At 57.4% G+C, this 26027-nt stretch carries 21 protein-coding genes; 12 read left to right on the top strand and 9 right to left on the bottom strand.

Annotated elements, in window-relative coordinates; genetic code table 11:
- Positions 1-421: 421 nt before the first annotated feature.
- Positions 422-931, bottom strand: coding sequence for an Rv1476 family membrane protein (locus HMPREF2681_RS10775; protein WP_049193487.1), 510 nt, complete (start codon positions 929-931; stop codon positions 422-424).
- A 367-nt stretch (positions 932-1298) separates the two neighbouring features.
- Here HMPREF2681_RS10775 and acnA point away from each other — a divergent pair, with 367 nt between their 5' ends.
- From acnA to HMPREF2681_RS10745, 6 genes are all read left to right on the top strand, one after another.
- Positions 1299-4085, top strand: a complete 2787-nt coding sequence (gene acnA, locus HMPREF2681_RS10770) for an aconitate hydratase AcnA (protein ID WP_080971469.1) — start codon at positions 1299-1301, stop codon at positions 4083-4085.
- 222 nt (positions 4086-4307) lie between these two features.
- The gene (locus tag HMPREF2681_RS10765) at positions 4308-4874 is read left to right on the top strand and encodes a TetR/AcrR family transcriptional regulator (protein WP_016422763.1); all 567 of its coding nucleotides are present in this window, start codon (positions 4308-4310) and stop codon (positions 4872-4874) included.
- A gap of 142 nt (positions 4875-5016) precedes the next feature.
- Positions 5017-5766 carry a glutamine amidotransferase-related protein gene (locus tag HMPREF2681_RS10760; RefSeq protein WP_016422762.1) on the top strand — a complete coding sequence of 250 codons (750 nt, stop codon included), beginning with the start codon at positions 5017-5019 and terminating at the stop codon, positions 5764-5766.
- 47 nt (positions 5767-5813) lie between these two features.
- Positions 5814-6560: a glutamine amidotransferase gene (locus tag HMPREF2681_RS10755; RefSeq protein ID WP_080969614.1), complete on the top strand. Its 747-nt coding sequence runs from the start codon at positions 5814-5816 to the stop codon at positions 6558-6560.
- Between the two features lie 45 nt (positions 6561-6605).
- Positions 6606-8882, top strand: coding sequence for a sensor histidine kinase (locus HMPREF2681_RS10750; RefSeq protein WP_070547111.1), 2277 nt, complete (start codon positions 6606-6608; stop codon positions 8880-8882).
- Positions 8875-9633 carry a response regulator transcription factor gene (locus HMPREF2681_RS10745; protein WP_224433497.1) on the top strand — a complete coding sequence of 253 codons (759 nt, stop codon included), beginning with the start codon at positions 8875-8877 and terminating at the stop codon, positions 9631-9633. Before HMPREF2681_RS10750 ends, HMPREF2681_RS10745 begins: the two co-directional genes overlap by 8 nt.
- Here HMPREF2681_RS10745 and HMPREF2681_RS10740 read toward each other — a convergent pair.
- Complete coding sequence (locus HMPREF2681_RS10740; RefSeq protein WP_038625400.1) at positions 9630-11261, bottom strand: ABC-F family ATP-binding cassette domain-containing protein; 1632 nt, start codon at positions 11259-11261, stop codon at positions 9630-9632. The genes HMPREF2681_RS10745 and HMPREF2681_RS10740 overlap by 4 nt on opposite strands.
- 20 nt (positions 11262-11281) lie before the next feature.
- Here HMPREF2681_RS10740 and HMPREF2681_RS10735 point away from each other — a divergent pair, with 20 nt between their 5' ends.
- Together HMPREF2681_RS10735 and HMPREF2681_RS10730 are read left to right on the top strand one after the other, a co-directional pair.
- Entirely contained in the window at positions 11282-12490 is a 1209-nt protein-coding gene (locus HMPREF2681_RS10735) for a lycopene cyclase family protein (protein ID WP_049190721.1), read from the top strand.
- 98 nt (positions 12491-12588) lie between these two features.
- Entirely contained in the window at positions 12589-14052 is a 1464-nt protein-coding gene (locus HMPREF2681_RS10730; protein ID WP_070547109.1) for an amino acid permease, read from the top strand.
- A gap of 404 nt (positions 14053-14456) precedes the next feature.
- Here the strand turns inward: HMPREF2681_RS10730 and HMPREF2681_RS10725 are convergent, their stop codons facing one another.
- The 7 genes from HMPREF2681_RS10725 to HMPREF2681_RS10695 form a co-directional block, all read right to left on the bottom strand.
- Positions 14457-14921 (bottom strand): metal-sulfur cluster assembly factor, encoded by a 465-nt coding sequence (locus tag HMPREF2681_RS10725; protein ID WP_016422755.1) that lies wholly within the window; start codon positions 14919-14921, stop codon positions 14457-14459.
- Positions 14914-15429, bottom strand: coding sequence for a Fe-S cluster assembly sulfur transfer protein SufU (gene sufU / locus HMPREF2681_RS10720; RefSeq protein ID WP_016422754.1), 516 nt, complete (start codon positions 15427-15429; stop codon positions 14914-14916). The genes HMPREF2681_RS10725 and sufU overlap by 8 nt, the downstream gene beginning before the upstream one ends.
- 20 nt (positions 15430-15449) lie before the next feature.
- Positions 15450-16703 (bottom strand): cysteine desulfurase, encoded by a 1254-nt coding sequence (locus HMPREF2681_RS10715; RefSeq protein WP_016422753.1) that lies wholly within the window; start codon positions 16701-16703, stop codon positions 15450-15452.
- Positions 16696-17457 carry a Fe-S cluster assembly ATPase SufC gene (gene sufC, locus HMPREF2681_RS10710; RefSeq protein WP_016422752.1) on the bottom strand — a complete coding sequence of 254 codons (762 nt, stop codon included), beginning with the start codon at positions 17455-17457 and terminating at the stop codon, positions 16696-16698. Before sufC ends, HMPREF2681_RS10715 begins: the two co-directional genes overlap by 8 nt.
- Positions 17458-17549: 92 nt before the next feature.
- A complete protein-coding gene (gene sufD / locus HMPREF2681_RS10705) occupies positions 17550-18740 on the bottom strand; it encodes a Fe-S cluster assembly protein SufD (protein ID WP_070438417.1) in 1191 nt (396 codons plus the stop codon).
- A 5-nt stretch (positions 18741-18745) separates the two neighbouring features.
- Complete coding sequence (gene sufB, locus HMPREF2681_RS10700; RefSeq protein WP_016422750.1) at positions 18746-20212, bottom strand: Fe-S cluster assembly protein SufB; 1467 nt, start codon at positions 20210-20212, stop codon at positions 18746-18748.
- Positions 20209-20907, bottom strand: a complete 699-nt coding sequence (locus HMPREF2681_RS10695; protein WP_048734176.1) for a helix-turn-helix transcriptional regulator — start codon at positions 20905-20907, stop codon at positions 20209-20211. The genes sufB and HMPREF2681_RS10695 overlap by 4 nt, the downstream gene beginning before the upstream one ends.
- A 185-nt stretch (positions 20908-21092) precedes the next feature.
- On the opposite strand from HMPREF2681_RS10695, the gene mptB reads away from it, so the two are divergent.
- From mptB to HMPREF2681_RS10675, 4 genes are all read left to right on the top strand, one after another.
- The gene (gene mptB / locus HMPREF2681_RS10690; RefSeq protein ID WP_049193480.1) at positions 21093-22832 is read left to right on the top strand and encodes a polyprenol phosphomannose-dependent alpha 1,6 mannosyltransferase MptB; all 1740 of its coding nucleotides are present in this window, start codon (positions 21093-21095) and stop codon (positions 22830-22832) included.
- A gap of 25 nt (positions 22833-22857) precedes the next feature.
- Positions 22858-23826 (top strand): ABC transporter ATP-binding protein, encoded by a 969-nt coding sequence (locus HMPREF2681_RS10685; RefSeq protein ID WP_070547106.1) that lies wholly within the window; start codon positions 22858-22860, stop codon positions 23824-23826.
- On the top strand, positions 23826-24629 hold the full coding sequence (locus HMPREF2681_RS10680; protein ID WP_070547104.1) for an ABC transporter permease: 804 nt from the start codon (positions 23826-23828) through the stop codon (positions 24627-24629). Before HMPREF2681_RS10685 ends, HMPREF2681_RS10680 begins: the two co-directional genes overlap by 1 nt.
- 93 nt (positions 24630-24722) lie before the next feature.
- Positions 24723-25736, top strand: coding sequence for a COX15/CtaA family protein (locus HMPREF2681_RS10675; protein ID WP_070547102.1), 1014 nt, complete (start codon positions 24723-24725; stop codon positions 25734-25736).
- Positions 25737-26027: the final 291 nt, after the last annotated feature.

The following is a 26027-nucleotide window of genomic DNA, read 5'->3' as shown; positions in this document are numbered from 1 at the left end:
ATCACGAAGCACTTTACGGGTCAAAAAGCTCTAAAAAAACATAAGTAACAAAATTACCAACTGTCCCCCACTTTGTAACCGTTTCGTTATATGCCGTGGCCTGCGGTTATGATGAACCCCAGTTTTCTGTGTGAATTATGTCACTATGTGATGACTTATCGGCGTGCCGGACTGCCGCGGACCTTTACCTGGGGTACCGGGCATAAGAAAAGGTCAAGCGCTCATGCTTGACCTTGGCGAAAATCGTTGACACGGTTACGGCGACTGCAACAGTGTTATCCAATTGAGATAGTGACTGAGTTCTCCACTGCTACCAGTTTTTGGGGCATTTACCCTGTCCCTTGCCGTGGGGTGGAAAACCGGGGACGGTGAATGTATTCAGTGGGGCCGTTAACTCCAGCGTCCGTCGTAAAGCGAACTCTTAGGCGGTTGGGCGTGTGTGTAGCCAGTAGAACGTCAGCCCGACGAAGAGTGCGACGATAACGACGCCTGCGATGAGGCTGTAAAGAGTCCACGGAACGACGTAGTTAGTGAGCTCGTGCAAATAGGCATCGAGACCCGCCGGATAGTCTCGCGGAGTCTCCATCATTGCGTGGTCGGCGCGTTCAATGGCTGCGCGGGGGAAATCGGCAGATGCGGTGGCCACATTGCCCGGTGTGCGCACGACAGTCGTTCCGCCGACTTGGTCCGCTACTTGGCGGGCAAAGGAAAAGATGTCGGTGTTCTTTTGTTCGGCGACGGGGTAAATCTTCTCGCTATCTAGGTAGATGATATTGAAATTGGGCACCCCCCGATTTGCTGCATCGTCGACAATTGGCTGGACCGCTTCTCGGAGCTGTGGGTTATTTGTCACGATGTTGTCGGTGCGTAGCTGAGCGACCACCTTCTCGACGGTTTCTTTCGCTGCCTGTGAATCTGCTGGCGTATGCATTAATTGCCTTCCGTATCGTGCTCCTGTTTTGCGTGAGAATGGTTTCCACGCGCCCCAATTTGGCGGAGATGCTGCTTCGTTTGTCCTATCTATAATGGCCTGCTCTGGATGTGAACGGGGGTAGCGTGACTCGGCGCGCCGCGAGCAATCTACATACAGAACGTTCGTACTGTTATTGTTGATGCAAGGACGGTAACGCTTCCTTAAAAACGTGTGTGTGGGCTCGTGTGCCCCGCGTCGTGATTATTGCTTTAATTGGTTGATAAGGGGCGGCGTGATCGCACCTATGCCTTATGGAGAGCCGAAATTCGAGTGCCGGACTCTTCAGTTAAGGCGACAATTCACCCGAATAGAAATGGAGCTGACTGTGGCTGAAAGCAAGAACTCTTTCAACGCCCTGCGCAAGCTTGAGGTCGGAGACAAGTCTTATGACTACTTCGCTCTTGACGCCGTGCCGGGTATGGAGAAGCTGCCTTACTCGTTGAAGGTTCTCGGTGAGAACCTGCTGCGCAACGAAGATGGCGCCAACATCACTGAGGAGCACATCAAGGCTGTCGCCAACTGGGTTCCTTCGGCTGATCCGTCGATCGAGATTCAGTTCACCCCTGCTCGCGTTATTATGCAGGACTTCACCGGCGTCGCCTGTGTTGTCGACCTGGCTACCATGCGTGAGGCTGTTAAGACTCTCGGCGGCGACCCGGATCAGGTTAACCCGCTGAACCCGGCAGAGATGGTCATCGACCACTCGGTCATCATCGAGGCCTTCGGTAGCGAAGACGCTCTGGCTAAGAACGTCGAGATTGAGTACCAGCGCAATGATGAGCGCTACAAGTTCCTCCGTTGGGGTACTGGCGCATTCTCCAACTTCCGCGTTGTTCCTCCGGGAACCGGTATTGTCCACCAGGTCAACATCGAGTACCTGGCTCGCGTTGTCTTCGAGAACAACGGCCTGGCATACCCGGACACCTGTGTTGGTACTGACTCCCACACGACCATGCAGAACGGCCTGGGCATCCTGGGCTGGGGTGTCGGTGGTATCGAGGCTGAGGCCGCAATGCTTGGCCAGCCGATCTCCATGCTCATTCCGCGCGTCGTTGGCTTCAAGCTGACTGGTGACATTCAGCCGGGCGTTACCGCAACCGACGTTGTGCTCACCGTCACCGACATGCTGCGCCAGCACGGCGTCGTCGGCAAGTTCGTAGAGTTCTACGGCGCTGGCGTCTCCAAGCTGCCGCTGGCCAACCGTGCGACCATCGGTAACATGTCGCCGGAGTTCGGTTCCACCGCCGCAATCTTCCCGATCGACGATGAGACCGTCAAGTACCTGGCCCTGACTGGCCGTGACAAGGAGACCCTGGAGCGCGTCGAGGCTTACGCCAAGGCTCAGGGCATGTGGTTGGACGAGAACACTCCGGAGGCTGAGTACTCCGAGTACCTCGAGCTGGACCTGTCCACCGTCGTTCCGTCCATCGCTGGCCCGAAGCGCCCGCAGGACCGCATCGAGTTGGCTTCCGCCAAGGAGCAGTTCCGCAAGGACCTGCACAACTACTCCGACGGCGAGATTAAGGGCGCTGTCAAGGCTTCCGCACCGACCTCCGAGCTGGCCGCAGACTACAACGAGTCCCGCGAGGGCCACGGCGAGTCCGCCGCTAACGGCGCTGAAGGTCGCCCGAGCTCCCCGATTACCGTCACTTCCCCGAAGGGCGGCGAGTACACGCTCGACCACGGTATGGTCGCTATCGCTTCCATCACCTCTTGTACCAACACCTCCAACCCGTCGGTCATGATTGGTGCTGGTCTGTTGGCACGCAAGGCAGTCGAGAAGGGTCTGCAGGCTAAGCCGTGGGTCAAGACCATTTGTGCTCCGGGCTCCCAGGTTGTTAACGGCTACTTCAAGCGTGCTGACCTGTGGAAGGACCTCGAGGCTCTGGGCTTCTACCTGTCCGGCTTCGGTTGTGCAACCTGTATCGGTAACTCCGGTCCGCTGCCGGCTGAGATTTCCTCCGCCATCAACGAGGCCGACCTGGCTGCTACCGCGGTTCTGTCCGGTAACCGTAACTTCGAAGGCCGCATCTCCCCTGACGTGAAGATGAACTACCTGGCCTCCCCGATCCTGGTTATCGCCTACTCGATCGCCGGTACCATGGACTTCGACTTTGAAACCGACGCCCTGGGTCAGGACGCAGAGGGCAACGATGTCTTCCTGCGCGACATTTGGCCGTCCACCGAAGAGATCGAAGCAACCATCGAGGCCTCCATCTCTTCCGAGCTGTACGACGAGGACTACAAGGATGTCTTCGCTGGTGACGAGCGCTGGCAGAACCTGCCGACCCCGGAGGGCAAGACCTTCGCTTGGGACGACAAGTCCTCCTACATCCGCAAGGCACCGTACTTCGACGAGATGGAAATGGAGCCGGCACCGGTTTCCGACATCAAGGGCGCTCGCGTCCTTGCTGCCCTGGGTGACTCGGTGACCACCGACCACATCTCCCCGGCTTCCTCCATTAAGCCGGGCACCCCGGCTGCGCAGTACCTCGACTCCATGGGCGTTGAGCGCAAGGACTACAACTCCCTGGGTTCCCGTCGTGGTAACCACGAGGTCATGGTGCGCGGCACCTTCGCTAACATCCGCCTGCAGAACCAGCTGCTTGACGGTGTTACCGGTGGCTACACCCGCGACTTCACCCAGGAGGGTGGCCCGCAGGCCTTCATCTACGACGCTGCCATGAACTACAAGGAGGCTGGCACTCCGCTGGTCGTCGTTGGTGGTAAGGAATACGGCACCGGTTCCTCCCGTGACTGGGCAGCTAAGGGCACCCTGCTGCTGGGCGTCAAGGCTGTTATCGCTGAGTCCTTCGAGCGTATCCACCGCTCGAACCTCATCGGCATGGGCGTTGTTCCGCTGCAGTTCCCGGAGGGTGAGTCCTGGAAGTCCCTGGGCATCGATGGCACTGAGACCTTCGACATCGCTGGTCTGGAGGAGCTGAACAACGGCTCCATCCCGAAGACCGTCAAGGTTACGGTTACCAAGGAAAACGGCGAGTCCTTCGACTTCGACGCTGTGGTCCGCATCGATACCCCTGGTGAGGCTGACTACTACCGCCACGGCGGTATTCTGCAGTACGTCCTGCGCAACATGATCAAGGGCAACTAGTTTCCCTTTGACTCGTGCGCGCTAGGGCTTGTTACAAGCAGCGCTTCTAGAGGCCGGTAGGTAGCGCTAGCCCGCGGATTCATACCCCACGGGCTAGCGCCCTGCCGGCCTCGGGTTTCTCTACCCCAACCAAAATGAGGCTTGGGAAGTATAGGAATGGCGCTGCCACGTCATGCAGTGAAACATGTCCCTGGGCGTCGCCGGCAAGAAAAGAGTTTCCTTATGCCAAAAGTGAGTAACCAGGATTTAGCTCAACGGCGGCACGAAATTCTCGACGGCGCTCGGCAGTGCTTTGCAGAATTCGGCTACGACGGCGCAACGGTCTCTCGTCTGGAGTCCGCTACCGGTAAGTCTCGCGGTGCTATTTTCCATCACTTCGGATCCAAAGAAGGTCTGTTCTTAGCATTGGCCGAAGAAGATGCCGCAAATATGGCGGAAGTCGCGGAGGCTTCCGGCTTAGTGGAAGTAATGCGTGACATCGTGGCGAACCCAGACAAGCATGGCTGGCTGGGAACTCGCCTTGAGATTGCCCGTCGCCTTCGCAGCGATCCGGAGTTTAAGGGCCAATGGTTGGGCCATCAGGATCAATTGGATGACGCTGTTGCCCACCGATTGACCCAGACATCCTCATCCGGCTCCCTACGGTCGGATTATTCGGTTCGCACGATGCAGCTTTTTCTCGAGCTGATGCTCGATGGCATCATCGTTCGTCTGGCATCTGGTCGCACTGTCGACGAATTGGATTCCGTGCTTGATTTAGTTGAAGACAGCTTACGGCGCAAGGACTAGCCACTCAGGCTAGGCCTGATAGCGTGCCGTGCAACCCGCTCCCCTAATACGGGAGCGGGTTTCGGCTTTCTTCCGTACATTTACCCCGTTTGACCGGTGAAGATGCATAGATTTCACTCAATATGGACTAAGCTGTCTATTTATGAGTGTGGGTAAGTTTTTGTTGGTGGCGCTCCGCCCCGCAGATGGTGCGGGGCAAGCCGAGTACCAGGACTTTCTGGATTCCACCGGGCTTGAGCCCAGCCAGTTGGATCTGTTTACCATCGACGCTGTCGGCGCTAAGTTGCCCGACCTGACCTCCTATGACGGCGTATTTGTCGGAGGCAGCCCATTTAACATCACCGACCTTGAGCATTCGGGTTTGCAGAAGTATTCGCACGATGTGCTTTACGACGTACTTAGGAGTCCTGTCCCCGCACTGCTTATCTGCTACGGCGCTAGCTACACAGCCTTTACTTCGGGTGGTTTGGTTAACCTGCGCCACGGCGAAGTAGCGGGTTCTACCCGGGTAGAGCTCACCGAAGCCGCCACTCAAGATCCAATAGCTTCGGTGTTGCCTCCGGTTTTTTATGCGTTGACTGGCCACAAGGAATCCGTTGCGGAACTTCCAAATCACGCAACTTTGCTTGCCACAGGTCCAACCTGTCCGGTGCAGATGTACTCGATCGGATCGAATAACTGGGTTACCCAATTTCATCCGGAGATGAATGCTAACGGACTGCTCCGCAGAATGTCTTTCTACACCGACGTCGGTTACTTTGACCCGTTGGAAGTCGACGCGATTCGACTAAAGGTATCTGATGTGGACCTCCAGGCCGTCTCGTCAATCATCCCCCGATTTATGCACGTATGTACGCATGCAGCCAATCCGAGCCTGCTAGTGGTGCAGTAGTCTCCGTCCCCCTCTAGCTCCCTTTTTCACGAAATTTGTTCCCGCAAATGTCTACCTCCGCCAAGCCCTTCCTCTTGCTTTCCACACGCGGCGAAGATGCCGCAGCTCACGCTGAACATCTCTCATTTGCCAGGAGGTGTGCATTGGCGCCGGCAAAGTTGCATCAAATTCGCCTGGAACAGTCTCGTCCGGGGAATCTGAATCTAGATAACTACTCGGGCGTAATCGTTGGCGGAGGACCCTTTAACGCCTCTGATGACGATAAGAGCTATCTACAGAAGGAAGTCGAGACCTGGTTCGAGGATTTGTTGGCAGAAGTGCTCGAACGAGACTTCCCCTTCTTCGGAGCTTGTTATGGCGTCGGCCTGCTCGGTACTGCTGGCCATGGCCGTGTCTCCCGCAAGCACGGGGAGCAGGCAGCTGTAATCGAAGTAGCTGCAACTCCAGATGGCGAATCAGATCCAATTCTTGATGGTTTACCGGCCCACTTTCACGCCATCGTCGGCCACAAGGAGGCCATCGAAGAACTGCCTGGCGACGCTACGTTGTTGGCAACTGGTAAGGACTGCCCCGTACAGATGTTTCGGTTGGGCCGCAATGCATATGCGACGCAGTTTCACCCGGAATTAGATGCCAACACATTTGCCCAGCGTCTCCAGATTTACGCAAATGAGGGCTACTATTTACCAGGAACAGATCTTAAAGCGGTGTCGGCCGCGCGACAGTTGGATGTTGCTCGAAGTGGGCGTATTCTTCAGAATTTCGCTCGGCTCCATACCGCATGTAGAGACTAATTAGTTTTATCTAGTGGCAATAAGCAAAAGGAATCTGATTGTCGCATGGAGAGGTGGAATCCCGATTCGGCACTTGCCGGACAGTCACCATCAATTGAAATGTCTGTGCTGCGATCCGGCGCGATTATTATTGCCGTCACCGGCTTTTTGTGGCAGGTTGAATCGGCTGTTCGTTCTGTCCCCTTTGAAAACTTTCTGAGCCACTGGTTCCCTTTTGCATCACTGCTCATATTCATTCTCAGCGATATGTTGCTGATTTGGGCTGTGATTAATAATACGCGGCGAGGCCTTATTACCGCACTGCGTGTGCCGATGTACATCATGTTGGTTTTCCTGATGTTGGTTTCAACCTATTGGGATCTCCCTCATAACCTCGTTGGAAATGCGCTCTGGTATAGCCCATTTTCAGGTTTAGCCCTCGCTGCATTTGCTCTGACAGTGCCACTCCACATCAGTTTGTCCGTGATGGTATTTGTTCCCGGACTTATTGCGGTCATTAATTCGTGGTTGCTGGGACACACTTTTTGGCTCGACATGTTGTCGGATGTTGGTTTCAATCTCATCAACACTTTTCCATTTGTGATTATTGCAGGCTCTGCACAACCCGTCGCAAGGCTTATTGACTTCACCTACGAGAACTCTCGGAAGGTCAATGAGAGAGCGGAGCGTATGCGTGTCCGCGGCGAGGCGATGAGCAGCTTCAACGCCTATGTCCATGACTATGTATTGGCCGCACTGTCTGCAATCGGTAAGGGCTCTAAGATTGACTTCTCGCTAGACGAGCAGACTGGGCTGTTTTTCTCGCCTCGGCAAACAGTAAGCGGTAGAACTTTTGCTGAGGCTGTACGGGCGCAATTGATGTCGGTGAGCCCCGACATTTCGGTAACGCTAGACACCAGCGAAGAAGGCGGTCCAGTTCGGCTGCCAGGAGAAGTTGCTAACACGTTCCTATTAGCCGCAACCGAGGTGGCAAATAATGCCAAGCGTCACGCAGGTGCCGCAGCGGAAAAGAAATGCCACATTCGTGTTGCCTCGGGAGAGGTGTCCATTGATTTTCGTGACGATGGCACCGGGTTCGACCCCGAGGGAATTGACCCGCATCGTGCAGGTATCCGGTTGAGCGTTAAAGGGCGAATGGAGGCCCTTCGCGGTGGAGATGCTCTCGTTAATTCAAAGCCTGGGAAAGGTACTCAGGTTATTCTCAAATGGCACGGTAATACCTCTCCTGTGGAAGAGGAAGATGTAGTCGATTCCTCCGCTCACACGACATCGCTGTATGACCTCATGGGAATGTCAATTGTTTTTTCCTGGCAGTTCTACGGCGCGATCGTCGGCGTGTTGTTCATGGTTCTAGCCAGTAATGGACAATTATTTACCGCGGCCGGGCAAATCAGTCTGGCATTAGCGATCGGCCTTCTCGGGCTGATTATGTATGGCCGCCATTCACAATTGCCGTTAGCCCGTGCAATCGTAACTGGTGTCGCGATCGTTGTATTAGCTGTGGTGGGGCTCTACCAGCCCATTCCAAATAATTTGGAATGGTCGTATTTCTGGCACTTTAGCTTAATTTCTTTTGCATCTGCATTGCTCGCCATCCGCGGCCGCCCCTGGGTTGCGCTGAATTCAGTGCTCGGTGGCGCGATCATGGTGGAGCTTCTCAAGTTCTTCCCCTTTGCCCCCTCGGATACGACCCACATCAGTATCTCTGGAGTTGACCTGTTAGTTCGCTCCGTGATGTTGGTCGCGGGAATTTTGACGTCCATCATGGTCCGCTTTTTTATGCGCACCGTTCCGCAGTCTATTCAGGATTATAATCGTGCGCTGTACGCTGCCGGGGCCGCAAAAGAGTACGAAATTAGCAGCCAGAGTAACTACGAATGGCTGCAGCGCCGGGTCGGCCCCATTTTTAGCGCCGCTGCAGTTTTGGAAGAACCGACCCCGCGACTGCAGTTGCGTGCGCGGCTTACAGAGCAGCTTCTCCGAGACGTCCTACGTTCGCCGCATCTAAATGTTGGGTCCCTTCACCAAGCTGTTTGGGATGCCCGCGCAAGAGGTGTTCATGTCCGGCTCCTCGATGACCGCAATCACACGCAGGCCGTTTCCGATAGCACCGATGTGCGCCGTATTCCGCTTGTCGACGACGATTCCGCGGTGGCCAAGTTGATGCCGAACTTCCTCGAAGCAATCGATAACGCCGAAGAAGGATCGGTAACAATTCGCCTATTGCCCCCGGGCAGACGTGCATTTGCATCTATTTCTGATGACAATGGAGTGCAAAGGTTTGATGAAGCCGGTGAGAGGATAGTGATGTCACGTGACTAGGGAGAATATTGCGGGAATGAGCAATGCTTCCATCGACGTCTCGGCTGCAATTGACTCCGACAACATCGGAGATTACAGCGTGCAGTCGGATCGTTTGCTTCGCGTTGCTGCGATTGATGATCATGCCTTGACTCTGCAGGGGCTCGAAACCCTGCTTTCTGCAGAGCCAGACTTTGAGCTCGTCGGCTGTTATCAAACTGTGCCGGAGCTACTGGCCGATGTGGGCACCGATGACCGCCTGGATGTGGTCGTGCTGGATCTACGGCTGGCGGATAATTCAGATCCAGCGCAGAACGTTCTGTCGCTGGAATTGGTTACCGATCACGTGCTCATCCTCTCGTCAGCTGAAAGCCCATACCTTGTCCGAAAGGCAGTGCGTACCGGAGTGATGGGGGTTGTGCAAAAATCGGAAACCCCGGAGACAATCGTGTCTGCAGTACGGCTGGCGGCACTTGGCAAGGGTGCGCTGACTACAGAATGGGCATCGGTAGTTGACTCTGATCCCCTGCTCGACTCTGTCGATTTGTCAGAACGCCAGCGTGAGGTACTGGAGCTTTACGCCTCCGGTGAGTCGACGAAGCGAGTCGCGTCGATGACAGGGCTGACACCGAACACCGTGTTGGACTACTTGGGCCGTATTCGAGCCAAGTATGCGGCAGCTGGCCGGGCCGAGAACAGCCTTAACAAGTCGGAGATGTATAGGCTCGCGCAGCAGGACGGTTACCTGCCAGGGCCAATGGATCCGTCTTAAGCCAGCTCGACGATTTCCATGTAGTCGTCGCTCCAGAGGTCTTCGGTGCCGTCGGGAAGCACGATGACGCGCTCGGGCTCTAGCGCCTTGACCGCACCTGGATCGTGGGTAACCAGAACGACGGCCCCGGTGTAAGTGCGAAGTGCATCGAGAACCTGTTCGCGGGACTGCGGGTCGAGGTTGTTAGTGGGCTCGTCGAGAAGCAGGACGTTTGCGCGGGAGCTAACCAGCGTCGCCAGCGCCAGACGTGTCTTCTCACCACCGGAGAGGGTTCCCGCTGGCTGCTGCAGCTTGTCGCCGGAGAACATAAAGGCACCGAGCAGGCTCCGCAGTTCCGGCTCGTTGACGTCAGGGCAGGCGTAGACCGTGTTTTCCCAGACAGTCTTGTCCGGGTCAATCGTGTCATGCTCCTGGGCGAAGTAGCCGATGCGCAGGCCGTGGCCGGAGACAATGCCGCCTTCGCCATCGGTGCGCTCCACACCGGCGAGTAGCTTCAGCAGCGTCGTCTTACCAGCGCCATTGAAGCCGAGGACAACCACGCGGGACCCCTTGTCAATCGCAAGATCCACACCGGCGAAGACTTCCAACGAACCATACATCTTGGTCAGTCCCGTGGCGTTGAGCGGAGTCTTGCCACAGGGCGCCGGTTCTGGGAAGGAAATATGAGCGACCTTATCCTCGACACGGACCTCGTCGAGACTGTCCATCATGCGCTCAGCACGAGCCACCATCTGCTTGGCCGCACGGGCCTTCGTCGCCTTCGCGCCTAGCTTCTCGGCCTGCTTGCGCAGTGCGCTGGCCTTCTTCTCCGCGTTGGCGAACTCACGGCGACGTCGAGCCTCATCGGTCGCGCGTGCCGACAGGTAGTTCTTCCAGCCCATGTTGTACACATCAGCTTCGGCGCGCACCGCATCGAGGAACCAGACTTTGTTACACACGGCCTCGAGCAGCTCGACATCGTGCGAAATCATAATCAAGCCGCCCTCATGCTTACTGAGGAATTCGCGCAGCCAGGTAATCGAATCCGCATCGAGGTGGTTCGTCGGCTCGTCGAGAAGCAGCGTCGTGGCGGACTTGCCCGAGCCTTCGGTAGCGGCGAAGAGAATCTGCGCAAGCTCGACGCGGCGGCGCTGACCACCCGAAAGCGTCTTCAGCGGCTGGTCGAGTACGCGCTCCGGCAACCCCAGCGCGTCGCAAATGCGGGCTGCCTCGGCGTTCGCCTCGTAGCCGCCGAGGTCGTGGTAGCGCTCCTCGAGACGCGAAAACTTCCGAATCGCCGCATCGCGTTTCGTGTCAGTGGTCGCGGTCTCCATGATCTCCTGTTGGCGATCCATGCTGCGGCGGATTTGGTCAAGACCTCGCGCCGACAGCACACGGTCGCGGGCGGAGATGTCGATGTTGCCCTCGCGCGAGTCCTGTGGCAGGTAACCAATCGAGCCAGAGCGCACTACTGAACCGCCGTAGGGTTCAGTTTCACCGGAGAGAATACGCATAGTCGTCGTTTTGCCAGCACCATTTCGCCCGACGAGTCCAATCCGGTCTCCCGGCTGGACGCGCAGCTGCTCACCCGGCGCAGTGAGCAGGGTACGGGCGCCGACTCGGACTTCAAGGTCATGGGTCACAATCACGAACGAGTAGCCTACCAGTTATGACTTCATTTCCCGTGACCGCCTCCGTCGTCGGCCTCGGGCCCGCCGGAAGAATCGCCGCCCACCGTGCATCCGCTCGCGGCTGGGATGTCACCGCTTATGACCCAGCCGGTGGCACACTGCCCTCGACGATTGGTCTCTGGTGCGACCAACTCCCCGACTGGTTGCCCAGCGACTTCCTCGCCGCCACCTTTCAACCCAGCGTCATTCTTGCCGACGGCACCGAACGTCAGCTCGCCCGCAACTACGGCGTTGTTAACAAGGACTGCCTGCAAGAACTTGGCGGTTTCCACATCGAACGCCGCGCACTCACCGATTCCGAAACCACGGGTACTGACATCACAATTGTCACCACCGGGCGCACGCACGCCGCAGTCGGGCGAGGTGGGCAGGTACGGCAGCTCGCCATCGGGCACATCTTTTCGCTTGACGACGTCCCCAGCGCCCACCGCCGCGCAGTCCTCATGGACTTCACTCCGGCTGAACCGGTTGACCCAGCGGCAGAGCCGGCTAGTTTCTCCTATCGCATTTTCTTGGATGACAGGACCTTCCTCATTGAAGAGACCATTCTCGCTACTCCGACTCCTATGGTTGACGGGTATCGTGGCGAAGCCGGTGCTGCAGTCCGGATCGGCGGTGAGGCCGATGACTCCGCACTTTTAGCGCTGTTGCGTAGACGCCAAAGTGCACGGTTGAAGTCCCTGGGGCTTTCGGAAGATCTGGCCATCGATGAAGAAGTGGTGTCCTTTCCCCTACTGGCAAACTTTCCCTCTCGCCGCGGTAACTTCACGCACAGTGGACCATCCATGGGCACTCTCTTCGGCTTTGCTGGTGGTTGGATGCATCCTGCCACTGGTTACTCGGTGGGTTCGGTTATCGAAGATGTCGACCGCTTCTTGGCCGATATGGAAAAGAAGGGAAGCCGGACGCTGGGGACGTCGTTAAGCATGCGATTGCAGCGATGGCTACGCGAACGTGGACTCGCGGCGCTGCTGGGGTTCGATGCACGACAGACGGGTGCGTTTTTTCGGGCGTTCTTTTCGTTGCCGGAAAAGGACGTGTTTGCCTATTTGATAGGGACATCCCCACTGACGACGCTTCGCGCTATGGCGAAAGTGGCCGTGCCTTTGCTGAAAATGAGTCCGCGTACGTGCGGAAAGCTCATCGCAGGGTTTGTGCGGGGACCTGGGAGATGGAGAACTCGTTGACCGGGAGCATATACATCAGCCGATTTGTGGGGTGATACCAACAATTAAAGCCGTGTGGTTTTTGCATTCACCGGAGTACAAACGCTTATGATAAATGAATGACTTCGACGCAATCTGAGGAGACTTCCTCACAAAACCATAAGCTTCAGCGCAGGCTGAGAGCTCGCCACCTGAACATGATTGCCATTGGTGGTGCCATTGGTACGGGCCTGTTTGTTGCCTCCGGTGCGACCATTTCGCAGGCCGGTCCAGGCGGTGCGCTTATCGCTTACGCTCTTATCGGCATCATGGTGTGGCTGGTTATGCAGTCTCTCGGCGAGATGGCCGCTTACCTGCCGGTGCCCGGTTCCTTCCAGGAGTACGGTCGCCGATACGTCTCAGAATCCTTCGGCTTTGCCATGGGCTGGAACTACTGGTTTAACTGGGCGATTACTGTGGCCGCAGAGCTCGTCGCTGCTGCGCTGGTGATGCGCTATTGGTTCCCGGATGTGCCTTCAATCATCTGGTCCGCGCTCTTCCTCGCGATTCTATTCGGGCTGAATGCCCTGTCCGCACGTGCATTCGGCGAGGGTGAGTTCTGGTTTGCGACCATCAAAGTCATTACCGTCATCGTCTTCCTCGTTCTTGGTGTCGGCATGGTTTTCGGCATCTTGGGTGGGTCCTCTCCCGGCTTCGAAAACTGGACCACGGGCGACGCCCCATTCGTCAATGGCGGAATGGGACTGTTGGCTGTCTTCGTCGTAGCCGGATACTCCTTCCAGGGCACCGAGATGGTTGGTGTAGCAGCAGGTGAGGCTGAAGATCCTGAGCGTACGATTCCCCGCGCGATTCGCACTATCTTCTGGCGTATCCTGCTGTTCTACATCGGTGCCATCGCGGTTATTGGTTTCCTTATTGCGTACACGGACCCGAATCTTCTGAACGCCGCCGAGGACAACATTTCCATTTCACCGTTCACCCTGGTCTTTGAACGCGCAGGTATCGCGATTGCCGCTGGCCTGATGAACGCCGTTATTCTGACTTCGGTGTTGTCCGCGGGTAACTCCGGTATGTATGTGTCCACTCGTATGCTGTTTTCCCTGGCCCGTCAGGGACACGCTCCGCGTTACTTTGGCAAGCTTTCTGGGCATGGCGTTCCGCTGCGCGCTCTGATTGCCACCGCTGTCATCGGTATGGCTGGCTTCATTACCTCATTGGTAGGCGATGGTGTGGCGTACACCTTCTTGCTGACGCTGTCTGCGCTCGCGGGCTTTATCACCTGGTTTGGTATCTCTTTCAGCCACTACCGCTTCCGCAAGTGTCTGAAGGCCCAGAATATCCCGTTGGATTCGCTTCCCTACAAGGCGAACTTTTTCCCCGCCGGTGCTGTGCTGGCACTGATTATGTGCTTCTTTGTGGTGGCCGGACAGGCACTTGATCCGATTCGCACTGGCGAGAATATCTTCGCTATCCTCACTCCGTACCTGGGTATCCCGGTCTTCGTCCTGCTGTGGTTTATCCATAAGAAGGTCACGGGCTCCAAGCTCGTTGACCCGGCCACCGCAGACATGACTCGCGAATAGCTGCGAAGAGCTGTGAATAGATGCGAGTAGCTATGCATCTCGCATCTAACTCTCACAACTTGGATTAGCAGTCGAAGACAATAGCGACCCCGCTTGGCACTTTTCAGTGCCAGGTGGGGTCGTTTTTAACTCCGAGTCGGACAGCTTGAAAAAATTGCGGGGATGCTCGTGTGAATACGGGCTGCAGATGTGAAACTGTGCAAGTTTATGACGCTTTCAGGCCATTTTTTGAGCCATTTTTGACATAAATGCAGTCAGTAACTCGCATCGCCCTACCGATCCCGGCCATAAACGCAGTCAGCAACTCATAAACAAACGAAAAAGTGCCTAGCTGAACGAGCCAGGAGCTCGTCGCCAAGCACTTTTAACGTAGCGGTTCTCTAATCACCGCTGTCACTGATCATCTAGACCGAGAAACCGAGAGCGCGCATCTGCTCGCGGCCGTCCTCAGTGATCATGTGTGGGCCCCATGCCGGAGACCAGACCCAGTTGAGGCGGAAGTCGCGGATACCCTCGACCTTCATAACCTCGGAGGCAGTCTGGTCGGTGAGCATATCGGTCAGCGGGCAGGCCGGGGACGTGAGTGTCATGAAGATAGCGGCAATGTCGCCTTCTTCAATCCAGATGTCATATACCAGGCCCAGGTCCACGACGTTGACTCCGAGTTCCGGATCAACAACCTCGTACATTGCCTCTTCAACCTGGATGGCCAGCTTGTTATCGGCTTCGGTCTGCTCCGGTGCCGGCGGGACGGTGATGGACTCGTACGCATCCCCCTCATCAATGGGAGCACCAGTAGTCATGGTGTCCTCGTCGACAGCATCAGGCTGTGCGGGCGAGGTGGCGTCATTAGCGATTGGTTCAGTCATGGCGATGGCCTTCCTCGTCATTGGTAACGGTTACAGTCGCGGTACCAACGCCGTTGCCTTCAGCAGCGTTGGCCAGGGCCTCAGCGGTTGCGGCCTGGAAAGCTTTCCATCCGAGAAGTGCGCACTTCACGCGGGCGGGGTACTTAGAAACTCCAGCGAAGGCAATCCCATCGCCGATAATGTCCTCATCGCCCTCAATCTTGCCTCGGGAGGTGACCATCTTCTCGAACTCGGCAAGCTTGGCCATGGCCTCGTCGACAGTCTTGCCGACAATCTCCTCAGCCATAACTGAGGTAGAGGCTTGCGAGATAGAACAGCCCACGGCGTCATAGGAGACGTCATTGACGACGGTGAGGTCGTCGTTCAGAGTGACGCGAAGCGTGAGTTCATCGCCACACGACGGGTTGACGTGATGCACTTCCGTATTGAAAGGCTCCCGCAAACCCGCATGCTGCGGATGCTTGTAGTGATCCAGGATAACTTCCTGGTACATCTGCTCGAGCTTCATGTCCTTCTCCTTTCTTAAAGTTACGGGGTGACACCGAAGAACTTCTGTGCATGGCGCACTGCGTCGGCAAGCGCCTGAACGTCCTCTTCCGTGTTGTAGATGTAGAAGGATGCCCGGGCGGTCGACTGGGCGTTGAGGATTTGGTGAATTGGCCACGCGCAATGGTGACCGACGCGGATGCACACGCCCTGGTCGTCTAAAACCTGGCCAAGATCGTGCGGGTGAATGCCCTCGACCTTGAAGGAGACTGCAGAGCCACGCTGTTCTGGAGTAGTCGGACCGATGATGGTCACGCCATCAATTTCCTGCAGCTTCTCCAGTGCGAGCGCGGTCAGGTGGTGCTCATGAGCAGCTACCTTATCCATACCGATGGCATCCAGGTACTTCACCGCAGCCCCCAGGCCGACGACCTGGGAGGTCATCATGGTACCCGCCTCGAAGCGCTGCGGAGGCGCCGCGAAGGTGGTCTTCTCCATGGTGACGACCTCAATCATCGAGCCACCAGTGAGGAACGGCGGCAGTGCCTCGAGCAGTTCCCGGCGACCGTAGAGCGCGCCGACCCCGTTGGGGCCGAGCATCTTGTGGCCGGAGAACGCCAGGAAGTCCACATCGAGCTCCTTGACGTCGACAGGCATATGCGGCACCGACTGGCAGGCATCGAGGACTACCAGCGCTCCGACCTCGCGAGCACGGCGCACCATTTCCTTCACATCGGTTACTGCACCGGTGACGTTTGACTGATGGGTAAAGGCCACAACTTTGGTCTTCTCGCTGAGCTCCAGCGAGTCCATATCAATGCGGCCGTCTTCAGTCACGCCATACCAACGCAGTGTCGCACCAGTGCGGCGAGCCAGCTCCTGCCACGGCACCAAGTTCGCGTGATGCTCCAGCTCAGTGACGACAATCTCGTCACCCTCGCCGACCTGGTACTGACCTGCGCGGTCGTCGCCAAGCACGAATGCCACTGTGTTCAACGCTTCGGTGGCGTTCTTGGTGAAGACCAGCTCGTCATAGTCGGCGCCGATGAAGCCTGCAATGGCTTCGCGGGCATCTTCGTAGGCGTCCGTGGCCTCCTCAGCAATCTCGTAGGCACCGCGGTGCACCGGTGCATTGTGGTGGGTTAGGAACTCCACCTCAGCATCGATGACTTGCTTGGGGCGCTGCGAGGTCGCTCCGGAGTCCAGGTAGACCAGCCGCTTTCCGTCACGGACAGTGCGCGACAGAATCGGAAAGTCCTCGCGGAGTGATGGGCTGAGTAGTTCGGCGTTAGGCATTGATGTACTTCTCGTAGCCGTGCTCTTCCAGCTCGTCTGCAAGCTCCGGGCCACCGGAGGTGATGAAGCGACCATCGTGGAAGACGTGGACGAAGTCCGGCTTCACGTAGTTCAGGATGCGCTGGTAGTGAGTAATGATCAGAATGCCGCCGTCGTTTTCGTCCTGGTAGCGGTTAATGCCGTCAGAGACAACGCGCAGAGCGTCGACGTCCAGGCCGGAGTCGGTCTCGTCCAGGATGGCGAACTTCGGCTTCAGCAGGTCGAGCTGCAGAATCTCGTGACGCTTCTTCTCGCCACCGGAGAAGCCCTCGTTGACGGAGCGCTCGGAGAACGACGAATCGATCTCCAGGTCAGCCATTGCCTCACGGACCTCCTTGACCCAGTGGCGCAGCTTCGGAGCCTCGCCGCGGACAGCGGTTGCTGCAGAGCGCAGGAAGTTGGACATGGACACGCCGGTGACCTCGACCGGGTACTGCATTGCCAGGAAGAGGCCAGCGCGAGCGCGCTCGTCGACGCTCATCTCCAGCACGTTTTCGCCGTCGAGGAGAATCTCGCCCTCGGTGACTTCGTAACGCGGGTGACCTGCGATGGTGTAGCTCAGGGTGGATTTACCAGAGCCGTTCGGCCCCATCACAGCGTGGGTTTCGCCGGAGTTGATCGTCAGGTTGACGCCCTTCAAAATCTCCTTGGGCTCGGCGGACTCGTCGGTTGGCAGCACCTGCGCGTGGAGGTTACGGATTTCCAAAGTGCTCATAGTGAAATCTTTTCCTTTAATCGGTGTAAGTGGCCTGTCCCCCGGCACTTCCGGGGTGACAGGACGGAAAGGGTGAGAAAGAAGATAAGCGGTTAGAAGCCAGCGGTGTTGAGCTCTTCGTCAACGAGCTTTTCAAGCTTCTCGCGAACGGACTCGACCGGAATCAGGTTGATGACCTCGCTGAAGAAGCCGCGAACCACCAGACGGCGAGCGGCCAGCTCCGGAATACCACGCGAGAGCAGGTAGAAGAGCTGTTCCTCGTCGAAGCGGCCAACGGTGGCAGCGTGACCAGCACCGGCAATCTCACCGGTTTCAATTTCCAGGTTCGGAACTGCGTCGGCACGCGCGCCCTCGGTGAGCAGCAGGTTGCGGTTGAGCTCGTAGGTGTCGGTGCCCGTAGCTTCTGCACGAATGAGCACGTCTCCCACCCACGCGGTGCGGGCCTCACGATGAGCGACATTCGGCTCGCCCTGCAGCGCGCCCTTGTACATTACGTTGGAGCGGCAGTTCGGCACAGCGTGGTCGACCAGCATGCGGTTTTCAAAGTACTGACCGGCATCGGCGAAGTACACGCCCAGCAGATCGACGTCGCCGCCGGGTGCCGTGAAAGCAACGCGCGGAACGATACGGACAACCTCGCCGCCAAACGTTGCGACAGTGTGGCGCAGCGTAGCATCCCGGCCGACACGAACGTGGTGCGCAGAGCCATGAACGGCATCTTCGTTCCAGTTCACCATGGTCACGACACCCAGCTTGGCGCCGTCGCCGATTACGAACTCGATGTTGTCCGCGAACGTGCCACTGCCTCGGTAGTTAATGACGCAGACGGCCTCGGCGTGAGACTGCACGTCAATGACGATGTGGCCGTAGGACACGTTGTCCTCGCCCGGACCATCGATGTCGATGACGACAGGCTCCTTGGACACCGAGTTCTTCGCGAAGGTAACGATGTGCGCATCGTCGAAGTTGGAGTACGCCTGTGCTGCCACGCGGTCCGTTGGGGCGCCGGCGCGACCAAGGCGCTCGTCGTCACGCTTAACGACGTCCACAGCGACGCCATCCTGACCAGCAGTCTCGACCGAAATGGAGGCTGCAACCGGCTCTGCTGCGGTGCCGTTGTGGAGACCGCGGAGCTTACGCAGCGGCGTGAACTTCCACTCTTCATCCTTGCCATGTGGCACGGCGAAGTCCTCCACGTTGAAGGATGAGAAAACGTCGCCCTTGTTCGCCAGCACGCGGCGGCTATGAGCAGCCTGGTTTTCGTTGTTAATCGTCGTAGTCATTGGTATTAACCGACCGAACCTTCCATCTGCAGTTCAATGAGGCGGTTGAGCTCGAGGGCGTATTCCATCGGGAGCTCCTTGGCGATGGGCTCGACAAAGCCGCGCACGACCATGGCCATTGCATCTTCTTCCTCGATGCCGCGGCTCATCAGGTAGAAAAGCTGATCGTCAGAGACCTTGGAAACCGTTGCCTCGTGGCCGAGGGTGACGTCGTCCTCGCGGACATCCACGTATGGGTACGTGTCCGAACGTGAAATCGTGTCCACCAGGAGTGCGTCACACTCGACGTTGGAGTGCGAGTGCTTGGCACCCTTGTTGACCTGCACCAGCCCGCGGTAGGCAGCGCGGCCACCGTTGCGGGCCACGGACTTGGACACGATGTTGGAGCTCGTGTGCGGAGCCATGTGCACCATCTTGGCGCCGGTGTCCTGGAACTGGCCCTCGCCAGCCATAGCCACGGACAGCACCTCGCCCTTGGCATGCGGACCGGTCATCCACACTGCCGGGTACTTCATGGTGACCTTGGAACCGATGTTGCCGTCAATCCACTCCATGGTTGCGCCCTCTTCGCACTTGGTGCGCTTGGTAACCAGGTTGTAGACGTTGTTCGACCAGTTCTGGATCGTGGTGTAGCGGCAGCGGCCACCCTTCTTCACGATGATCTCCACAACAGCCGAGTGCAGCGAGTCGGACTTGTAAATCGGAGCGGTACAGCCCTCGACGTAGTGCACGTAGGCATCTTCGTCGACAATAATGAGCGTGCGCTCGAACTGTCCCATGTTTTCCGTGTTGATACGGAAGTATGCCTGCAGTGGGATGTCCACGTGGACGCCCTTCGGCACGTAAATGAAGGAGCCGCCGGACCAGACTGCGGTGTTAAGAGCGGAGAACTTGTTGTCACCGGACGGAATGACGGTGCCGAAGTACTCCTTAAACAGCTCCGGGTGCTCCTTGAGAGCGGTGTCGGTGTCCAGGAAGATAACGCCCTGGGCCTCCAGATCCTCGCGAATCTGGTGGTAGACAACCTCAGACTCGTACTGAGCGGCGACACCTGCGACCAGGCGCTGCTTCTCAGCCTCCGGAATGCCGAGCTTGTCGTAGGTGTTCTTAATATCCTCCGGCAGGTCTTCCCAGGTCTGGGCCTGCTTCTCGGTGGAGCGAACGAAGTACTTAATGTTGTCGAAGTCGATGCCCGACAAATCCGCGCCCCAGGTGGGCAGCGGCTTGCGGTCGAAGATTTCCAAAGCCTTCAAGCGACGTTCAAGCATCCACTCCGGCTCGTTCTTCTTAGCCGAAATATCGCGAACGACCGCTTCAGACAGGCCACGCTTCGCGGAAGCGCCAGCGGTATCCGGGTCGTGCCAACCGAACTGGTAGGCACCAATGGACTCGATAATCTCTTCGTCAGTCTGCGGAGTGGCAGCCTTCGTGGATTCAGCCACGTCGGTGGAGTTCTCATGGGCGAGGGTCATTCTCCGCTCCTTTCTTGTGGCGATTCAGTAAGTGTCTTTGTTACGGGAGTGAGTGGGATATTCGTAGTGCAGATACCGTTTCCATCAGCGATAGTCGCCAACGGTTGGGTGTGCTGACCTAATAATTTACTAACGGCTTCATGCTCCGCCGCGCAGAGCTCCGGAAACTCGGAGGCTACGTGGCTAATTGGGCAATGGTGCTGGCAAATTTGCACGCCGCCAGTGTTCTGGTTGATAGTTGCCGCGTACCCGGCCCGTCGGAAAGCATCGACGACGGCCTCTACGACCTCTTCCTTCTCTGCGTCCTGCCCCACTGGCGTGACGCCGAGCAGAATGTCATCAATGCGCTGACGGGCAAACTGGGCAACTGCCTGCTCACCACCGGCCTTGCGCAGTGCGGTCAGAGCTGCACTGGCAAGATCGTCGTAAGCGTGCCCGAATCTAGCGCGGCCCCGATCTGTCAGGCGATAGGACTTTGCTGGCCTGCCTCGGCCCCGGGGGCCGGTGCTGGGTGCCGGAGCGGTTTCGGCAAGACCTTCGTCCACCAGAATGTCAATATGACGGCGGACGCCTGCAGCGGATAGTCCCAGGGTGTCTGCGATAAAAGTCGCGGACGCCGGGTTGTGTTCCAGAAGCAATTGGAGAATGCGCTTGCGCGTATCACCATCATTGACTGTCGGCTTCCGATCTGCCATGACTGGTGAGTCACCTCCTGCGATTGGACTGCTGGATAATAATGGGTGTCTAGGTGGCTCAGCGAGGCAAGTATCCCACTTGCGCCGCTGGTGTATTAGACAACATAATTGTGTCGTAATTGGGTCACAATGTCCAACGCATTTAAATATCAATGCAACGTCGCTGATTAGAACGCCCTTTCGGCGTGTCGAATCGTCTACTATGTGACCTTGTGAAAACTAACCGACCTACCCCGCGCCGCTCGTCCACCTTCGACGACGCTCTCGGGGTGCGTGACGCCATTCCGAAGATTGGTCTGGCCGGTTCTAGGTCGGCAACCCTCCACCAGGGCTCAGAACAGCCGCTCCAACACCGCATCAATTACCGCGAACTCCGACGCTTCACCTGGCTGCGTTGGCTGGGTGCTCTCGGGGCGGTCTTTATTATGGTCGCCGGGATCGGCGCAGGCGCGACACCGGTGGTTGGAAATGAGTTTTGGGGTACACCACTTGGGCTAATCCTCGGTCGAATGTTGGTGGCAACGACAATCGTCACCTTCGTGGGCATTGGCATGTTAGTCACAGCCTGGTTGGGTGTCGGCGCTTTCGTTCTGGCCGGTGCGCGGACTCGCGTCACCGCAGTGACTACTCCGATGCTCATACGCACCTACGCGGCATGGGTATTGCCCTTGATGTTTACCGCTCCCCTGTTTACGCAGGATATCTATTCCTATTTGGCGCAGGCTGCAATTGTGGAGCGGGGTATGGATCCCTACCTCGCAGGGCCTGTTGACCTATTGGGAGCCAACGACCCACTTGCCCGATCGGTGCCATTGATTTGGTCGCACTCTCCGAGCCCATACGGCCCCACAGCCCTCGCAGTGGCATGGGGTATCGCCAAAATAACCAGCGACGGGGTAATCGCTTCCGTCTTTCTGCATCGACTCGTCGCCATTGTTTCGCTTCTCGTGGTGTCCTGGGCGCTGGTGCAGCTTGGTCGCCGCTGCGGCGTTAGCTCTCAGTTCACGCTCTGGCTGGGCACGCTCAATCCGCTGGTATTGCTGCACCTGGTGGGCGGTATCCACAATGAGGCCCTGCTGCTGGCTCTCCTGCTCGTTGGTCTCGAACTGTGTCTGCGAGCTATCCACGGCCCTGCGCAATCGATGGTGCCCGATGAGCTGCCAGAACCCGGACCGATCGGACACGAGAACCAAAGCCGAGGTAGATCGTGGGCGCTGTATGCAGGCGGTATCGTGCTCATCAGCCTCGCCGGAATGGTCAAAGTCACCGGTTTCGTGGCGCTCGGCTTTGCCGGCATGTGGCTGGCCCGAAAGTTTGGCAGCACCTGGAAGGCCGTTGCTCTTTCCGCGGTAGTGACGGGCGCAATAACCGTCGTCACGGCAGTCGTTGTTTCCTTAGCAACTGGTCTGGGCTTTGGTTGGATCACCGCGCAGGGTGGCGCCGCAACGGTGCGCAGTTGGATGTCGTTGACTACCCTGCTCGGGATTATCGCTGGTTTCTTCGGCAGGCTTCTGGGGCTCGGCGATATCAGCGACAGTGCTTTGCTGTTTACCCGCGGCATTGGCGTAGTGCTGGTGGCTGCCTGGCTCCTGCGCATGCTGTTAGCGACGTTCCGTGGGCGCATTCACCCGCTCGGCGGCTACGGCCTCGCGATGTTCGCTCTAGTAATCCTCTTCCCCGTCGTGCACCCCTGGTACCTGCTATGGGCCATCGTGCCCCTGTCCGCTTGGGCCAACCGGGTACAATTTCGCATTGCCGTGGTTCTGTACTCGGCAATTTTCAGTTTTGTAGTACTACCACGCGGCCTGGGGTTGCCTCCGGGCACCGTCGCTCAGATTTACCTACTGGCGTTGGTATTCTTCGTCGCAGTCATGTTCGTCATCTTGGCGTACTCGACGCGATCTAAGGTATTTCGCCTTCATTAAAACTGTGAGATTAGACTGACTAACCGTGAATAACGCTGCCAATTCTCCTGCTCTGCGCCTTGAGAACGTAACGAAGAAATTCGATGACGTTGAGGCTGTATCAGACCTTTCGCTTTCCCTGGATCGAGGTAGGGTTCTTGCGCTCCTCGGCCCCAACGGTGCTGGTAAGACCACAACCGTTGAAATGTGTGAGGGCTTCATCAAGCCGGATGAAGGGCGAATTCGCATTCTTGATCTCGACCCGGTCACTCAAACCACAGCACTGCGCAGTCGCATTGGCATCATGCTCCAGGGCGGAGGTGCCTACCCCGGTGTTCGCGTTGGCGAAATGCTGAACCTCGTTGCCAGTTACTCCGCAAACCCGCTGGACACTGATTGGCTCCTTGAAGTCGTTGGCCTAGAACGCCATCGTAAGACGAACTACCGCAGGCTCTCTGGCGGTCAGCAGCAGCGACTGTCGCTCGCATGTGCCCTGGTCGGACGCCCGGAGCTTGTGTTCCTCGACGAGCCGACAGCAGGCCTCGATGCTCAGTCCCGTCTAGCCGTCTGGGATCTCATCTCGTCGCTGCGCCGTGATGGGGTCACCGTGGTCCTGACAACGCACCTCATGGACGAGGCCGAATCGCTTGCCGACGACGTTGCGATTATCGACCGGGGCCATTTAGTTGTGGCCGGTACCACCGAGGAGATCACTAGCGCAGGCGCATCGGCTCTCCAGGGAACGTCGTCAAGCACTGCTATGAAGATCAGCGTTCGAGGCAGCCTTGACTTCGAAGAGGTCAACCGCAACTTCAGCGAGTCCGGTCTTCCACAGCGTCTGCAGCGTTCTGGCGGTGGAGAGTTTTCCCTGATTGGTGAGGCTTCACCGCGCGCCTTGACTGTCTTGGCGCAGAGTTGCGAGCAGCAAGAGGTGCTGATCACCTCGATGAATAGGGCGACGCAATCGCTTGAAGATGTCTTCTTGCAGATCACTGGAACGGAGATGAGGAGCTAATGACTACCGCACCGAGGTCTGATGCCTCCCGCTTTGCGAAGGGCACTTTCGCCCCAGCGCCACAGCGTTCGGACATGGCGAAGTTGGTCATGTCGCAGGCGTGGTTGGAGACGAAGCTCTTCTGGCGACACGGTGAGCAAATGCTCCTCACCATCATTATCCCGTTGGCGATGCTCATCGGCCTGGTGATGGTGCCGGTGTTGGAGCTCGATGATCCGCTCGAGCGTATCTTCCCCATGGTGCTGGCGATTTCCGTCATGTCTGCAGGGTTTACCGGGCAGGCAATTGCCGTGGGCTTTGACCGCCGTTACGGAGCCCTGAAGCGCATCGGTGCCTCAGGTGTGCCACCCTGGGGCATTATTGCAGGCAAGATTGTGTCGGTCTGCACTACTGTCACGTTGCAATACATACTGTTCAGCCTCGTGGGGCTCGCTCTTGGCGCAGAGCTCTCGATTGGCGGCTGGCTGTTGGCTTATGTGGGGATGCTTCTGGGAACGTTCGTTTTTACTTCATTGGGCTTGCTCATGGGCGGCACGTTGGGGGCCGAGCTAATCCTAGGTCTCGCCAACCTGATCTGGTTCCTCCTTATTGGTGCTACTACTTATGTGGCCGTCGCACCGTCGCTAGATGGCATCAGCTCTGTACTGCTGCACCTCTTGCCGTCCGTCGCGCTTACCGACGTGATCTCCGCGGCATTGGCCATGTCCGTCCATTGGTCAGCTGTCGGGGTGCTGATCGTGTGGGGTGTCCTTGGCGCTGCACTGGCGGTCCGCTGGTTCCGTTTTGATATGCCGAATGACTAGGAATCTATCGGGGAATCTGCATAGAAAAGCGCAGCCCAACGCAGGGGTTTCGCTTTTTACCATTTTCCGCCAGCATGGGTAGAATTTCTTAATGTGAATACTGCAGATCGAAGTTTGCCCCTATCGTTTTTGCCGCTGACACCGATCAGGCGCCAGAAGCTCTATGCCCTGCTCGTATTGATTGCACAGGCGGCAATTGCGGTAACCGGTTCTATCGTCCGAGTTACTGGTTCAGGTCTCGGTTGTGCTTCGTGGCCAGAATGTCACCCGGGTAGCTTCGTGCCTGTCGCGGGACAAGCAGAGATGCTCCATCAGGTTATTGAGTTCGGCAACCGGCTGCTCACCTTTGTGCTAGTTGCTCTGACACTTCTGCTCTTCCTTTCGGTTATGCGTGTTGGCCGCCGCAACGAAATCAAGTTGCTGGCCTTCCTCAACGGTCTCGGCGTTATCGTCCAGGCTGTTATCGGTGGCATTTCCGTTCTGGTTGACCTGAAGTGGTACGCCGTAGCCCTGCACTTCCTGCCTTCGATGATTCTGGTCTGGCTCGCGGGCATGCTTTTCATCAAGATCTCTGAGCCTGACGACGGCACTGCTACCCGTATGTACCCGCGCTATCTGCGCTATCTGGCCGCCGCCTCCGGTTTGGCCCTGACGATGACGCTGATTACCGGAACTATGGTCACCGGTGCGGGACCACACGCTGGAGATGCCTCGGTGCTCCCGGAGGACCGCCTCCAGCTTCCGATTGTTGACTTGGCGCATATCCACGCTGGTTTTATGTACCTCTACCTTGGCCTGGTTATCGGTCTGATTTTCGGGCTGCTGGCCTCGGAAGCCTTTGCACCTGTGCGTAAGGTTGCCATCGCACTCGTTGTGTTCATTTTGGCTCAGGGTGTTGTTGGAATGATTCAGTACTGGTCCGGTGTACCAGAGGCATTGGTGCCGGTTCACGTTGCCGGATCTGGTATCTGCACCGCTTTGACTGCAGTACTTTTCCAGCACGGTTACCGCACGATTGGCGGTAGCGCAGTAGTCACTGGCTCTCTTGAAGGCGATGCGGCTGCCGCCACTGTTGCTTCGGAGAAGAACGTTGAGGTTACCGCGTAGCTAGTTGCTGGTTAGCGGTTGTATTAACCACTGTGGTTACCGGCTGTTGATTACTGCTTGAACCGCCTAAACACGCGCAAATCAAAGTGCGTGTTTAGGCGGTTTTGCTGTCTGTTTGGCTTTGTGTGCTCGGATGTGTGTTTTCCCCGCGGCTAGCGGGCGTCGTGAGCGATGCTAGGAGCGGTGCGAGGGGCGGGCTGCCCACCTATTGATCCGAGTTACTGACTGCGGTTATGACAAAAATGTCCCGAAAAATGGCCGGTAGGTTCAGGCGGTGAATGCATCACCACT

Origin of the sequence: Corynebacterium sp. HMSC064H12, from assembly GCF_001809925.1 — a bacterium.
In the GTDB taxonomy this organism is placed as follows: Bacteria; Actinomycetota; Actinomycetes; order Mycobacteriales; family Mycobacteriaceae; genus Corynebacterium; species Corynebacterium jeikeium_D.
This window is presented reverse-complemented; position numbering and strand designations above follow the sequence as displayed.

Coding starts and splice junctions, on each gene's coding strand:
- HMPREF2681_RS10680 (WP_070547104.1), top strand. CDS start 23,826: ATGACTACCGCACCGAGGTCTGATGCCTCCCGCTTTGCGAAGGGCACT.
- HMPREF2681_RS10715 (WP_016422753.1), bottom strand. CDS start 16,703: ATGCCTAACGCCGAACTACTCAGCCCATCACTCCGCGAGGACTTTCCG.
- HMPREF2681_RS10695 (WP_048734176.1), bottom strand. CDS start 20,907: ATGGCAGATCGGAAGCCGACAGTCAATGATGGTGATACGCGCAAGCGC.
- HMPREF2681_RS10755 (WP_080969614.1), top strand. CDS start 5,814: ATGTCTACCTCCGCCAAGCCCTTCCTCTTGCTTTCCACACGCGGCGAA.
- sufC (WP_016422752.1), bottom strand. CDS start 17,457: ATGAGCACTTTGGAAATCCGTAACCTCCACGCGCAGGTGCTGCCAACC.
- HMPREF2681_RS10725 (WP_016422755.1), bottom strand. CDS start 14,921: ATGACTGAACCAATCGCTAATGACGCCACCTCGCCCGCACAGCCTGAT.
- HMPREF2681_RS10765 (WP_016422763.1), top strand. CDS start 4,308: ATGCCAAAAGTGAGTAACCAGGATTTAGCTCAACGGCGGCACGAAATT.
- sufU (WP_016422754.1), bottom strand. CDS start 15,429: ATGAAGCTCGAGCAGATGTACCAGGAAGTTATCCTGGATCACTACAAG.
- sufD (WP_070438417.1), bottom strand. CDS start 18,740: ATGACTACGACGATTAACAACGAAAACCAGGCTGCTCATAGCCGCCGC.
- HMPREF2681_RS10760 (WP_016422762.1), top strand. CDS start 5,017: ATGAGTGTGGGTAAGTTTTTGTTGGTGGCGCTCCGCCCCGCAGATGGT.
- HMPREF2681_RS10735 (WP_049190721.1), top strand. CDS start 11,282: ATGACTTCATTTCCCGTGACCGCCTCCGTCGTCGGCCTCGGGCCCGCC.
- HMPREF2681_RS10775 (WP_049193487.1), bottom strand. CDS start 931: ATGCATACGCCAGCAGATTCACAGGCAGCGAAAGAAACCGTCGAGAAG.
- sufB (WP_016422750.1), bottom strand. CDS start 20,212: ATGACCCTCGCCCATGAGAACTCCACCGACGTGGCTGAATCCACGAAG.
- HMPREF2681_RS10730 (WP_070547109.1), top strand. CDS start 12,589: ATGACTTCGACGCAATCTGAGGAGACTTCCTCACAAAACCATAAGCTT.
- HMPREF2681_RS10750 (WP_070547111.1), top strand. CDS start 6,606: ATGGAGAGGTGGAATCCCGATTCGGCACTTGCCGGACAGTCACCATCA.